The 13014-nt window shown below is 71.4% G+C and carries 12 protein-coding genes; 5 read left to right on the forward strand and 7 right to left on the reverse strand.

Translation table 11 applies throughout. The annotated features are described in order from the left end of the window. Nucleotides 1-22: 22 nt before the first annotated feature. The 4 genes from ACVNF4_RS10555 to ACVNF4_RS10570 form a co-directional block, all read right to left on the reverse strand. Nucleotides 23-814 carry a hypothetical protein gene (locus ACVNF4_RS10555; protein WP_461802466.1) on the reverse strand — a complete coding sequence of 264 codons (792 nt, stop codon included), beginning with the start codon at nt 812-814 and terminating at the stop codon, nt 23-25. 152 nt (nt 815-966) lie between these two features. Beyond that, nucleotides 967-1728, reverse strand: coding sequence for a calcium-binding protein (locus ACVNF4_RS10560; protein WP_461802467.1), 762 nt, complete (start codon nt 1726-1728; stop codon nt 967-969). 194 nt (nt 1729-1922) lie between these two features. After that, entirely contained in the window at nt 1923-5204 is a 3282-nt protein-coding gene (locus tag ACVNF4_RS10565) for a sacsin N-terminal ATP-binding-like domain-containing protein (protein WP_461802468.1), read from the reverse strand. A gap of 189 nt (nt 5205-5393) precedes the next feature. Beyond that, a complete protein-coding gene (locus tag ACVNF4_RS10570) occupies nt 5394-6347 on the reverse strand; it encodes a DUF3027 domain-containing protein (protein WP_461802469.1) in 954 nt (317 codons plus the stop codon). 345 nt (nt 6348-6692) lie between these two features. On the opposite strand from ACVNF4_RS10570, the gene ACVNF4_RS10575 reads away from it, so the two are divergent. The 4 genes from ACVNF4_RS10575 to ACVNF4_RS10590 all read left to right on the forward strand — a co-directional run bounded on the left by ACVNF4_RS10575 (nt 6693) and on the right by ACVNF4_RS10590 (nt 10477). Continuing rightward, nucleotides 6693-8111, forward strand: a complete 1419-nt coding sequence (locus tag ACVNF4_RS10575) for an MFS transporter (RefSeq protein ID WP_461802470.1) — start codon at nt 6693-6695, stop codon at nt 8109-8111. A gap of 179 nt (nt 8112-8290) precedes the next feature. After that, nucleotides 8291-8785, forward strand: a complete 495-nt coding sequence (locus ACVNF4_RS10580; RefSeq protein WP_461802471.1) for a DUF2771 domain-containing protein — start codon at nt 8291-8293, stop codon at nt 8783-8785. Next, nucleotides 8752-9612, forward strand: coding sequence for a futalosine hydrolase (locus ACVNF4_RS10585; protein WP_461802472.1), 861 nt, complete (start codon nt 8752-8754; stop codon nt 9610-9612). Before ACVNF4_RS10580 ends, ACVNF4_RS10585 begins: the two co-directional genes overlap by 34 nt. Then, on the forward strand, nt 9602-10477 hold the full coding sequence (locus ACVNF4_RS10590) for a 1,4-dihydroxy-6-naphthoate synthase (protein WP_461802473.1): 876 nt from the start codon (nt 9602-9604) through the stop codon (nt 10475-10477). The genes ACVNF4_RS10585 and ACVNF4_RS10590 overlap by 11 nt, the downstream gene beginning before the upstream one ends. Nucleotides 10478-10600: 123 nt before the next feature. Here the strand turns inward: ACVNF4_RS10590 and ACVNF4_RS10595 are convergent, their stop codons facing one another. Beyond that, complete coding sequence (locus tag ACVNF4_RS10595; RefSeq protein WP_010351235.1) at nt 10601-10984, reverse strand: cold-shock protein; 384 nt, start codon at nt 10982-10984, stop codon at nt 10601-10603. Between the two features lie 227 nt (nt 10985-11211). Here ACVNF4_RS10595 and ACVNF4_RS10600 point away from each other — a divergent pair, with 227 nt between their 5' ends. Next, complete coding sequence (locus tag ACVNF4_RS10600) at nt 11212-11484, forward strand: hypothetical protein (RefSeq protein WP_461802474.1); 273 nt, start codon at nt 11212-11214, stop codon at nt 11482-11484. Here the strand turns inward: ACVNF4_RS10600 and ACVNF4_RS10605 are convergent. Together ACVNF4_RS10605 and ACVNF4_RS10610 are read right to left on the reverse strand one after the other, a co-directional pair. Next, entirely contained in the window at nt 11439-12089 is a 651-nt protein-coding gene (locus ACVNF4_RS10605) for an HAD family hydrolase (protein WP_461802475.1), read from the reverse strand. The two genes, ACVNF4_RS10600 and ACVNF4_RS10605, sit on opposite strands and share 46 nt — an antisense overlap. Nucleotides 12090-12130: 41 nt before the next feature. Further along, nucleotides 12131-13014 (reverse strand): hypothetical protein (locus tag ACVNF4_RS10610; RefSeq protein ID WP_461802476.1); only part of this gene is annotated, 884 nt, incomplete at its 5' end.

A 13014-nucleotide genomic window follows, 5' to 3' on the forward strand; every position in this document is an offset into this window, starting at 1 on the left:
CTCATCCCTTAAGGGACGTGGTTCAGCTGACGTCCACGAGGTTCGCCGGAGACGCGACCGCGCCCGTCGTCGACGTAGCTCCGAAGTTGTAGCGGTAGGAGCCGTCGGCGGTCGCCGTGACCGTGGTGCTCAGGTTGCCCTTGCTGTCCGACTTGACCGTCTTGAGGGTGGTCCAGGTCTTGGAGCCGGCCTTCTGGTACTGGAGCTGGACCGTCTGCGCGCCGAAACCGGCGTTCTTGTGGGTGTTCCAGTCGGCGCGGGTCAGCGTGCCCTTGACGGTGAGGGTCTTGCCCTTCTTCACCGCCTTGGGGGTGGCGGTGGCGGTGAGCTTCGTCTGGCGCAGGAGCTTGGTGGAGCCGAGGTCGCCCCGCAGGGTGAAGTTGCCCTTGGAGTCGACAGCGAGGCCACCGACCTTCCAGGCACCGGCCTGGGCGTTGGCGAGCTGGGTGTCCTTGGTGCCGAAGACGAGGGTGGCGGAGCAGTTCAGGACCGTCTGGGAAACGGTCTTGCAGGTGCCCGGGTCCTCGCTGACGAGGGCGTCCGTCGCCTTGGTGATCGCAGTGCCGCGGTAGAGCACCGGACCGGTCTCAAGCGACTTGGCGCTCAGCTTGGCGGGCTTGGTCACGGTGTACGTGACGGGGAAGGAGGCCTTCCCGGAGGCGCCGACCACGAGGGCCTTGGCGATCTTGACGTTCGAGAAGGTCACCTTCGGCCCGGCGGCGGCCGGAGCGGCCTGCGCGACCGGCGCGGCGAGGGCGGAGAGGGCCACGGCGCCCAGGACGGCGGCAGCGGTGGCGGTGGCGCGTATGCGCATGTGCGTTCCCCAGTGGGATGAATGATCGTGTAGGTCAGTTGACCCGTAAGGGTCGACCCGTAATACCTGTGAACGGTTGTACGGGTGTGAAGAATCTTGGTGAAACGTTTTCGCCGCGGGTACTACTTCAGCGGGTGCTACTTCAGCGGGTACTACTTCACGTCGACGAAGTCGGCGCCGGAGGCGACCGCGGCCGTCGTCGAGTTGCCCGGGAAGTTGTAGCGGTACGAGCCGTCGGCGGTGGCCTTGACGGTCGCGCTCAGGTTGCCCCTGCTGTCCGACTTGACCGTCTTGAGGGTGGTCCAGGTCTTGGCACCCTGCTTCTGGTACTGGAGCTGGGCGGACGCGCCCGCGTAGCCGCCGAACTTCAGGTTCTCCCAGTCGGCGCGGGACAGGCTGCTCTTGACGGTGAGGGTCTTGCCCTTCTTCACCGGCTCGGGCGTGACGTCGGCCGCGGCGAGTTTCGCGGCGCGCTGGAACCAGAAGGACCCGGACTTCTCCTTCCAGACGAAGTCCTCGTCCTTGGCGTCGACAATCGCGCTGACGCGCCAGACACCGGCGTTGCGGTTGAGGAAGAAGTCCGCCTTCGGGTCCACCTTCACCGAGGCGGTGCAGGTGGAGGTGGTGGCGTTGACGGCCTTGCAGACGGGCTTGCCGGTGACGAGCAGGCCGTAGCCGGGGCCGAACAGGTCGAACGGCTCCGCCCCGGCGATACCGGAGTTGTCCGTCGCGGTCACACTGACCGTGATCGTCTGCGCACCGGAGGTCGAGACCTGCACCTTGTTGTCACCGTCGACGACGACCTTCGTGATCCGGGTGTCACCGACGCCGGCATCCGCGTGCGCGGCAGGCACGGCGAGACCGGCGAGGGCCAGGGCGCCGAGGGAGACGGCGGCAGTGGCTCGGAAACGCATTCAGGTTCCCCCAGTTGAGAGTCCACCGGACCGGTGATGATCACCGATCCGGTGCTTGAGACTCACGGGGCCGTCGAACGGTTGCACGATCCGTGGATAAATCCGCGACATTGTGCGCGTAACGTGAACATCACCGTGGGTGAGGACAACCGGAATTGATCGCTCCCGGCCCCTGGCCCTCAGTCTCCCGCCCCTCAGTCGAACCAGCGGTCCCGCGCCAACTCCCCCGTCCTGGAGGGGTCTTCCAGCAACGCCGCCACCTCGAACCGCCGAGGCCACTGTCCCGCCGCCCAGGCGAGCCCGGCCGCCACCCCTTCGAGGGTCGCCGCGTGCAGCACCCCGTCGTCGGTCAGCCGCCAGTCGATCTCGACCCCGTCGACGATCAACTCGTCATGCTCCACGTACGACTTGGGGGTCCGCGCGCCGAGGAGGACAGCGACCGACTCGGGGACGTCGTGCTCCGCGCCCTCCGAGTCGACCCCACCGGTGACGGACTCACTGAGCCGCCGCACCTGGAAGAGTTCCGCCAACTCGGCGGCCCTGGCGGGGCGTACGGGCAGCAGCGGAGTGCCGTCGGTGAAGGGGAGGAGGTCCGGGGAGTCGACGACGACCGCGTCGGCCGCGTCCACGACGTCCACCGAGCCGTCCACGACCGCCCTCAAGTCGTCCGGCAGCGTGACCTGTTCGGGATCGAGGTCGGCCAAGGCGCTGTAGAGCCCGTGGAGTTGGGGCGAGGTGACCTCGCGGTCCGGATCGGCGAGGCGCTCCAGGAGTTCGGCGGCGCCACCCGGCTCCTCCAGCAGAGCGGAGACCGACGTCCGGACTCCCAACGCCCGCAGGACCTGTTCGTCGTCGAAGCCGGTCGCGTCGGCCTCGTCGTACAGCCCGTGCAGGAGCGGATCGCCGCCGGCCGCGAGGAGACCCGCCGGGCGGCGGCCGTCCAGGACGGGGTGACCGCGCAACCACCAAGCGGTGTACGGCCGGACGATGTCGTGCGTGCCGTCGGGCAGCAGGATGCGCAGCGGTTGGACGAGCGCGTCCCTGAGCGGCGGCTGCGCCAGCAGGGCGAGCGCCTGGGGCCACTTGTCGTCGTCGACGAGGTCCAGGTCACGGACGGCGACGAGTTCCGTCGCCACCGGGGGGACCGGCGAGTCGGGGAAACGGTCGAGGACGTCCTCGGCCCAGACGTCGACGGCGTCCAGCAGACCGGCGTCGTCGGGTTCGGCGAAGTCACCCTCGCGGGGCTCCAGTTCGTCCGGGTCGAGGACGACGTCGGTGGCGCGGACCAGGGCGAAGTTGGCCAGCACTCCGCAGGCGGTGAGCGGCTGTTCGCCCCACTTGTCGGCCAACTCGTGGTCGACCTCGGCGAGTTCGTCCTCGCGGATGACGGAGGCGAACGGGCTGCCGGGGAGGACGAGTTCACCGGCGGGAACGAGTTCGCCGTCCTCGTCGGGCAGGGCGAGGGCGCCGAGCCAGGGTTCGTCGCCGGGGGCGAGGCCGGCCTCACGGACGAGGGCGAGGACGGTGTCCGCCAACTCCTCGGCGTCCGGGGCGTCTTCGTCCCAGGCGCCGCCGTCGTCGTCCAGAGAGGCGGCGACGGCCGCGCGGACCTGGGGAGTCGTCAGGACGGCCCTGGGGGTCGCCGGGAGGGCGCCGAGCTTCTCCAGGAGGGGGTGGGCGGCGTCCTCGTGGGCGACCTTGAGGCCGAGCCGGGCGAGGATCTCGGGGTCGGTGCCGGTCGCCGTGTCGGGGAGGGGGAGGAGGGTCTGGCGGGGGCCGATGGTGGTGCGGCCGTCCGCGAGGGGTACGGGTAGCCCCGAGAGGCGGTCGGGGTCGACGCCCGCGAGGCTGTCGTACAGCCGGTACCACCACTCCGGGTCCTTCTCCAGACCGGCGAGGCGGTCGATGACGTCCGCGAGGGGCACGCGGGTGACGCCGAGGGTGCGGAGTTCGACGCGGCGCTCAAGACCGGCGGGGAGGAGGGTGGGGAGGACTTCGGCGAGGACCTGCACGGTCTCCGCGCCGGCGCCCTCGACGACCTCGGCGTCCCGGGGGCGGAGGGCTTCGGGCAGGTCTTCGGAGGTGACTCCCGGGTCGTCGCCCGGGAGGGGTAGTACCTCGGAGGGAGCGGGGCCGGTGCTGGTGCCGGTGCCGGCGTGGAGGCTCTCGGCGGTGCCGAAGGCCGGGCCGGAGGTCTCGCCGGAGCCGAGACCGAGGCCAGGGGCGGAGGCGGAGGCGGAGGTGGGGGCGCCCTGGGTGACGGCGGGCGGCAGGAACGCGGTGCGGGGCAGCCGCTCCAGGACGGCCTGGCGCAGGGCGCCGTCCAGTTCGCCCTTGCCGAGCGGGCCCGGGACGAGGTCGATGATCCCGGTGTCCACCGGCCGCCAGTCCGCGAGGAGTCGGGCGTAGGTGTCGGCCGCGCGCTGCACCAGGAAGTCGGTCAGCGGGCCGGGGGCGGCGTGGCGGCGGGCGGTGTCGAGAGGGAACGAGGCGATGAGGAGTGCGGGGACCCCTAGGGGTTCGTCGCTGGGGGTGGGGGCGTGCAGGACGGGGGCGATCCGGGGTCGTACGGGTAGCCCCCGGGGGTCTACGGGTACGGCCCAGGTCAGCGACCAGTGCGGGCGGAGGCGTTCCTCCACCGGGCGGTCGGCGAGGAGGTCGGAGGCCGTCTCGCCGTGCGCGGAGAGGGTGCGCCAGGTCGTCGTGCCGTCGCGGGAGTCCTCCACGACCGTGAGGGGGCCGTCGGTGCGGCGCCACAGGGTGCGGGCGGGGGCGTCGCCGATCTCGACGACGACCTCCTCCAGCCCCGTGAGGGTCAGCAGCAGGCTGTCGTCCACGGCGTCGAGGAGGCGCTCGGCGAGGTCGGCTGCCGCCGTGTCCCGCAGGGGGAGGATCACGGCCGTCTCGTAGGTGTCCGGGGCGGTGCCCTCGGCGGCGTACGGCAGACGTAGTACGGGTACGTGGCCGTCCCGGCGGCGCAGCTCGTCCCCCAGGCCGGGGCTGTGCCGGGCCGTCTCGGCGGCGAGTTCGCGGGCCTCCGCGAGGGACCAGCGGACACCGCCGTGCCGTCCGACGACCGCCGGCTCGTCGGTGACGGACAGGACGGCCGCGAAGCCCACGCCGAACCGGCCGACCGAGGGGGTGTCGCGTTTGGCCGACGCCCTCAGCGTCGCGAGCGACTCGACTCCCGCCGCGTCCAGCGGGGCGCCGGTGTTGGCGGCGACGAGGACGTTCTCGCGCAGAGTGAGCCGGAGCCGTCCCGGCACCCCCGCGCGGGCGGCGGCGTCGGCGGCGTTCTGGGCCAGCTCGACGACCAGCCGGTCCCGGTAGCCCCCGAGTACGAGGTCTTCCTCGGCGTTCGCGTCCTCCCGGAACCGGGCGGGGCTGGTGGCCCAGGCGTCCAGGACGCCCCGCCGCAGCCGGGCGGTGCCGAAGGGGTCGGCGCCCTCGGCCGCGGGCCGCACGAAGTTGCTCACGTTCACTCTCCTCATCGGCGTGAGGAGACCGTACCGCTCAGGTCTTACGGGGGCGTACTTCGGTATTAAGGGGCGTGAGGGGCCGGCGGAAAGGGGTTCACCGGGCGGCGTGCACGAGGGATCCGGTCCAGCACTCCCTCTCAGGAGCTACCCCGCGGGTAGCCACCCGCAAGCCGTCGGCCGAAAGAGCTACGAGTGCCCCAGCTCGGCCGTCTCCTCGTCGCCGTCCCCCACCGGCACCGACCCCGAGTCGGCGGCGGGCCGGAGCGGGAACGGGTCCACCCGGGTCTCGTCGACGACCGGTTCGGCCGGGCGCGGCGGCACGGGCATGACCGCCGCCTCGGAGTGGCCACCGCAGCCGTACGTGAGGGAGACGACGCGGCCGTCGGCGGGGGAGAACTCGTTGGCGCAGACGCCGAACGCCTGGCCGAGGCTGCCGCCGATCGGGGTGAGGAAACCGCAGCTCACACAGGTCGCGGGGGCGGCCTGGGCCATCGGGGTCTGCGCGCCGAACGACTCTTCCCAGCGGTCGGCTGCGATGTGGAGGCCGTAGCGGGAGAGGACGCGGGCGCGGCGGAGGCCGAGTTCGTCGGCGACGGCGGTGATCGTGCCGCGGGCGGGCGGCTCGGCGAGGCCGGGGGTGACCTCGGCGTCGTCGGCGTCTTCTGCGGCGGCGAGGGGCTCGGGCTCGTCGTCGCCGGAGTCGCCGGGGGCGAGACGGTCGTCATACCCGGAATACCCGGAGTACCCGGACTCCTGGTACCCGGACTCCAGACGGATGTCCTCCGCGTCGGTCGGGAGGAGGTCGCCGGGGCCCAGGTCGCCGGGGCGCAGGCGCTCGCTCCACGGCACCCACTCGGGCGCGAGGACGGCGTCGGGACCCGGCAGAAGTACTACCTCGTCGAGTGTGACGAGCTTCGCGCGGGAGGCGCGGGCGACCGTGGCGGCCCAGCGCCAGCCCCGGTAGCCGAGTTCCTTGCACTCGAAGAAGTGGGTGACGACACGGTCGCCTTCGGAGACGAGGCCCACGTGCTCACCGACGACTCCGGGGGCCGCCGCCTCCTCGGCTGCGGTGCGTGCGAGGTCGACGGCCTCGGCGCACAGGCGGTCGGGGGTGCGGCTTCGCGTGGTCGCTGCGCTCACAGGTATCGCTTCTCTCCTACGCCGTCTGTCGGGTGCGGTGTCTCGGGCGGCGGAACGGACGGAGCGGACCTGTGGGCCGCGTCGACGTCCGAGTCCGATCGTGCTCGGGCGCACCTGTGCCATCCATTGTGCGGGATGGCTGAGATACGCACGCTACCTGTTCACGGCCGCTCAGCCCACACCGACGGGACACGACGATCGAGATAGGCCCTCCGAGAAGACCCGTAGTACCCGGGTGGGAGGCCCCGTAATACCCGGGAACCAGCGGCGGAAACCGCGAGAAGTCCCCACCCGTACGCGCGCTGACCGCACTACGCACAGCTTTCTCGGGGCACTATGAACGTCGTGGCAACCGCGCGGACACCCCAGGGCGCGACCGGTATCGGCGGGCAGGGGAAGGGAAGAGGCGGCGGTTCGGGTCGGCTGGGCGGACTCGTCCGCTCGATCGGCCGTGCCCTGCACTTCCCGTTCACCGGGACGGCCCGGGGCATCAGAAGGGCCACGCACGCGCACGGCGCGGGCGAGTCGGGCCTCGGGAAACTCATCGAACTGCACGCCGTGAACGGTGCGGGCGACGTGATGATCACGGTCGCGCTCGCCTCCACGGTCTTCTTCTCCGTCCCGACGGACGAGGCACGCGGGCGGGTCGCGCTGTACCTGGCGATCACGATGGCGCCGTTCACCGTCCTGGCCCCCGTGGTCGGCCCGCTGCTGGACCGGCTCCCGCACGGGCGGCGGGCGGCGATGGCCGGTGCGATGCTCGCGCGGGCGCTGCTCGCCCTAGTACTTTCGGGTGCCGTCGCCACGGGGGGCCTGGAGATGTACCCGGCGGCCCTGGGGGTACTCGTAGCCTCCAAGGCGTACGGGGTCGTTCGCTCTGCGGTAGTACCCCGGCTGCTCCCGCCACAGCTTTCCCTGGTGAAGGCCAACTCCCGGGTGACCCTAGGGGGTCTGCTGGCCACCGGGATCGCCGCGCCCATCGCGGCGGGGCTGCACCAGATCGGCCCCGGGTGGCCGCTGTACGGCGCGTTCGTGATCTTCGTCGCGGGTACGTTCCTGTCGTTCACGCTGCCGCCGAAGGTGGACTCCGCGAAGGGTGAGGACGTCGCGCTGCTCGCCGCCGACGCGGACCACCTGCACGGGCCCCTCAAGTCCGCCAAACGGCCGGGTCTGCGCACCGTCGGCATCGGCGTCACCCATGCCCTCGGCGCCAACGCCGCCCTGCGCTGGCTCTCCGGCTTCCTCACGTTCTTCCTCGCGTTCCTGCTCCGCGAGCACCCGCTGACGGGGCAGAGCGCGGCCGTCTCGCTCGGCATGGTCGCCGTCGCGGCGGGCGCGGGCAACGCGCTGGGGACGACGGTGGGGGCGTGGTTGCGGTCGCGGGCACCGGAGTTGATCGTCGTGACGGTCGTCGCGGTGGTCCTCGGGGCGACGATCACGGCGGCGCTGTTGTTCGGGGCGTTCCTGGTGGCGTGTCTCGCGGCGGTCGCGGGGTTCTCGCAGGCACTGGCCAAACTGTCGCTGGACGCGTTGATCCAGCGGGACGTGCCCGAGTTGGTGCGGACGTCGGCGTTCGCGCGGTCGGAGACGCTGCTCCAGGTGTCGTCGGTGTTCGGCGGGGCGGTGGGGATCGTGATGCCGCTGAACGGGACGCTGGGGCTGTCGGTGGCGGCGGGTGTGGTGGCGGTGGGGTGGGCGACCACGGCGAAGGGGCTGCTGGGGTCGGCCCGGCATGGGGGTGCGGGGCGGGGACGGGTGGAGTAGGGCCCGTAGACCCTGTAGGGCCCGTAGACCCCGTAGGACCGGTTCGGGGGCGTGGCCGTGTCGTACCCGTAGTGCCGGGGAGCCACCGTCCATCCCGTGTTCACCTCACGTGGCCTAACCCACAGCGACGCCGCACCCCGCGTAGGAAGAGCGCCGGGCGGGCCCGATAACCTTCGCCCATGACCAAGCAATCCGCTGCTGTGCGACGCCGCCGCGCCGTCGCTGCCGCCGGCGCCGTGTCCGCCGGACTGCTCGTGCTCTCGGCCTGCGACAAGCCGACCCCGATCTCGACGATCACCGTCGGCAGGTCGTCGGTCAGCGAGGAGGCCACCTGCGGCGGTGAGGACTCCGCGCTGGACACGTCGAAGCTGACGGCCTGCCTGAAGGACCAGGACATCAAGTCGATCAAGGTCGACTCCGAGTCGGACACCGTCCGGATCGGCGTCGACCCCAAGATCGCCGACAGGCGCTGGACGGTCCTGATGAACGGCCAGCCGCTGACCGGCGAGAACTCGAAGACATACCTGACCATCCCGGGCAGCGTCTTCTTCAACGCCCAGTACGGCGCCCAGGGCGACTCGACGCTCGTCACCATCAAGGCGGGTGACGGCAAGAAGAACAGCCAGACCGTCACGGGTCTGTGGTCCTTCCGCCTGAAGAAGACGGGCGACTGACCACGTCCGCCGTCCGCATCCTTGTCGCCACCGCGGTCCCCGCCGAACGGGACGCGGTGGCACAGGCGTTCCCGGACCCTGACGGGGAGACCCGTACGCTTCCGGGGGGAGTGACGCTGCGTCACCTCGTGGTCGAGCCGGGCTTGAGCGGCCGGGACCTGAGTACTACGGGTCGTACGGGGTCCGGCGCGGACGCCGGGGGTACTACGGGTACTACGGGTCCCACCCCCTCCCCCCGCTACGACCTCCTCGCCGCTGGAGTCGGCCCGGCCCTCGCCGCCGCCTCCACCGCGACCGCCCTCACCGCCGCGGCCCTTGCGGGTGACCCGTACGACCTGGTCGTCTCGGCCGGGATCGCGGGCGGGTTCGCGCCCGACGCCCCCGTAGCCTCCCTGGTACTCGCGGACCACATCACCGCGGCCGACCTGGGCGCGGAGACCGCCGACGGGTTCCTCCCCGTCACCGACCTCGGCTTCGGCGTCGTCACCCACACCCCGCCCCCCGATCTCGTGCGCCGCGCGGCGGCAGCCACCGGGGCGCGCACCGGAACCGTCCTCACCGTGTCGACGGTCACCGGCACCGCCGGCCGGGCGGACGCCCTGCGTGTCCGGCACCCCGAGGCCCTCGCCGAGGCGATGGAGGGGTTCGGTGTGGCGGAGGCGGCCGGTGCCCATGGCGTTCCCGTCCTCGAACTGCGCGCGGTCTCCAACGCGGTGGGTCCGCGCGACCGTTCGGCGTGGCGCATCAAGGACGCGTTGGAGTCGCTGACGGCCGGGTTCGGGAAGCTCGCCCCCGTTCTGGAGAGTTGGGAACCGTATGACCACTGAGCCGATCTCCGAGCCGACCGCTGAAGAGCCGCTGCGGATCGCCTACTCCCCCTGCCCGAACGACACGTTCGTCTTCGACGCCCTCGCGCACGACCGTATCGCGGGCGCCCCCGCGCTGGACGTCACGTTCGCGGACATCGACATCACCAACGGCATGGCCCAGCGGGGCGAGTACGACGCTCTGAAGGTGTCGTACGCCGTCCTCCCGTACGTACTTGAGGACTACGCCCTCCTGCCCTGCGGCGGGGCGCTGGGGCGCGGCTGTGGGCCTCTGGTCCTCACGAGGGAGGCCGGGGTCTCCCTCGAAGGTCGTACGGTGGCGGTGCCGAGCGAGAAGTCGACGGCGTACATGCTGTTCCGGCTGTGGGCGGCGGACACGGTGCCCGGCGGGGTCGGGGACATCGTCGTGCTGCCGTTCCACGAGATCATGCCCGCCGTACGGGACGGGAAGGTCGACGCGGGGCTCGTCATCCACGAGGCGCGGTTCACGTACCAGAACTACGGGTTGCACAAGCTCGCGGACATGGGTGAGCACTGGGAGGGGACGACCGGCCTGCCGATCCCGCTGGGCGCGATCATCGCGAAGCGCTCCCTGGGCGCCGACCGGCTGGAACTGCTGGCGGAGTCGATCAGGGCGTCCGTGCGCGCCGCGTGGGACGACCCCGGGATGTCCCGGCCGTACGTCATGGAGCACGCGCAGGAGATGGATCCCGGTGTCGCCGACCAGCACATCGGGCTGTACGTCAACGAGTTCACGGCGGATCTCGGCGAGGCGGGTTACGCGGCCGTGCGCGGGCTGCTCACGCGGGCGGCGGCGGAGGGGCTGGTACCGGCGCTGGCGCCGGACGCGCTGCGGTTCCCCTGAGGTCTGGAGAGGGACCCCTCTCGGGGGTACCTGGGAGTTACGGGGGCTCTCAGGGCCACCCCCGTAACTCCGGAGTCGTACGGGCGATTTCCCGTACGACCCGAAACCCCGCAACCCGTAGACCTACACGTCGAGCTGGTCGGCGACCGCCCTCAGCAATCCGGCGATCTTCGCTCCGGAAGCCTTGTCCGGATAGCGGCCCTTCTCCAGCATGGGCGTGATGTTTTCCAGGACCGTGGTCAGATCCTGGACGATAGAGGCGAGTTCGTCCGGCTTCCGGCGCTGGGCCGCGGCGACCGAAGGAGTGGGGTCGAGGAGAACCACCGAAAGGGCCTGATCGCCACGCTGACCGGCGACGACTCCGAACTCCACGCGCTGGCCCGGCTTGAGTGTCTCGACTCCGTCGGGGAGAACCGAGGAATGAACGAAGACGTCACCGCCGTCGTCGCGGGAGAGAAAGCCGAAGCCCTTCTCGCTGTTGAACCACTTGACCTTGCCGGTAGGCACGTCTGTTCCTCGTCCTCGTACTCGTCGGAAAACTGCTTCTGTCGTAAAACCGCTTCTGAAAACCGGCCGTGGAACCTGGCGCCTCGGCGCCTTGGCACCGCGCGAACGGCTCCGGATAGCAGTACAGCGGGTCGACCATGACCCGCCGGTACCAAGGCTAATGGTCTGTGCGCGGGTGACAAGACGTCCCCCGGTTGTTCCTTCGGGCTGGGAACTACCCTGGTCCGGTGCGCGACAAAACCCAAACGAATTCCGCCGCTCCCGGTGACCGACTGATCCGCGCCGGTGCGATCGTGTTCTTCGCCGGTACGGCGGCCACTCTCGTCACCGTGACCCCGCTGTTCCTCGGTACGACGCCTTTTCCTACGTACATGTTCGGATTGAGCATGCTCATGGGCGTCGGCTTCCTCATCTCGGGCGCCGGTGTACTGCGTTCGATCGCCGCCGGGCGGCGTCAGGCGAGGGATGGATCTGCGGCTTCCGGGGCATCCGCGAGATAGGCCGAAAGCCAACCCGGGAACGCGAGAAGATCATCCAGCACCACATCCGCACCGGCTGTGCGCAATTCCTCCGCACCGCACGGTCCGGTGGTGACCCCTACGGAGAGCGCTCCGGCGGCCCGCGCGCCCCTGACGTCCCCTACGTGGTCCCCGACATAGATGTGGGCGCCGTATTCCCGCAGCGCCTCCGCCTTCTGCTCGGCCCACAGATCCCCTACTACGACGTCGGGGTTCAGCCCCAGGTGCTCCATGTGCAGCTTCGCGTTGGGCTCGTGCTTCGCGGTGACGACGACGGCCCGGCCGCCCGCCGCGTGGACGGCGGCGATCGCCTCGGCGGCGCCGGGCAGCGCGAGCGTCCCGCTGACGGCGTACTCGGGGTACAACCGGCGGTAGAGCGCGGCCATTTCGACGACCTTCTCGGCCGGGAACCAGTTGGCCATCTCCTCCTCCACCGGCGGTCCGAGCCGGCTGACCACGAGGTCGGCGTCTATGTACGCGCCGGTCCGCTCGGCGAGGGTCTGGTAGCACGCGCGGATTCCGGGGCGGGAGTCGATGAGGGTCATGTCGAGGTCGAAGCCGACGACAGGCAGCGCGAGAGAGGTCATATCGCCCAGTGTCCCAGTCGGCGGTATGACGGGGATTTCCCCTAGTTGTTCCGCTGTGAGCGCCAGACCAGATACAACGCCGCCGTGACAGCCGCGCCCCGTACGACCCACGGCCAGGTCTCGGCGATCGCGTCGTTCATGTGCCCGGCGACGACGGGCTCACCCCAGCGGCCCTCACTGCGCCCCCACAGCCACACCAGCCCCGCCGACACCGCGCCGCCCGGAATCCAGAGGACGGCGAACTTCTTCTCCCGGTCCGTCAGCCGCCTGGACAGGTAGGCGATGAGCAGACCGGCGCCCAGCGGAAGGAGGCTGCCCAGGACCGCGCCCGCGACGAGCGAGGCGGCGGCGAGCAGGAGCAGGGGGTTGCTCCACTTGCCGGAAGGCAGGGGGACGAGGCGTCGGCGCCGACGAGGCTGCGCGCCACCGGCCTCCCCGGCGCCCTCCGCCTGTTCGCCCGCCGGGGGCGGCGGGGTGTCGGCCGGGGGCTCCTTGCCGTCCTTCTCCTTCGGCCGCGCGGCCCCTGCACGTGGGGACTCCAGGAGTTCGGGGATCTCCACACCGCCGACGAAACCGGGGACAGCGTCGGGGTCGCTCTCCAGGCCTACGGGTCCCTTGAGCCACCAGTCGGGCAGGGGCTCGCCCGAGGTACGGGGGCCGGGGAAGGGCAGGGGGTCGTCAGGGTCAGGGCCGGGGCGTCCGGCGGTCGCGCCGGGGACGACGGGCGCGCGGGGTGCCGTAGGGGTGGGGGGTCCGGCGGGGGACCAAGGTTGTACGGGTACCCCCGTCAGGGGCACCTCGGGCGCACCCGGCGCACCCTCCACCTGATCGCCCGGCTCTCCCAGGGCCTGGCCGACACCCCCGGCCTGCTCGCCCTCCAGTGCACCGAGGCCCCCATGGTGCTCTGCCCGGCCCTGCCGCCCGG

This window comes from Streptomyces sp. S6 (assembly GCF_054880855.1).

Bases quoted from the DNA above. Each gene is read 5' to 3' on its own strand.
- ACVNF4_RS10555 (WP_461802466.1), bottom strand. From the start codon at position 814: ATGCGCATACGCGCCACCGCCACCGCTGCCGCCGTCCTGGGCGCCGTG.
- ACVNF4_RS10560 (WP_461802467.1), bottom strand. From the start codon at position 1,728: ATGCGTTTCCGAGCCACTGCCGCCGTCTCCCTCGGCGCCCTGGCCCTC.
- ACVNF4_RS10580 (WP_461802471.1), top strand. From the start codon at position 8,291: ATGACCAAGCAATCCGCTGCTGTGCGACGCCGCCGCGCCGTCGCTGCC.
- ACVNF4_RS10590 (WP_461802473.1), top strand. From the start codon at position 9,602: ATGACCACTGAGCCGATCTCCGAGCCGACCGCTGAAGAGCCGCTGCGG.
- ACVNF4_RS10605 (WP_461802475.1), bottom strand. From the start codon at position 12,089: ATGACCTCTCTCGCGCTGCCTGTCGTCGGCTTCGACCTCGACATGACC.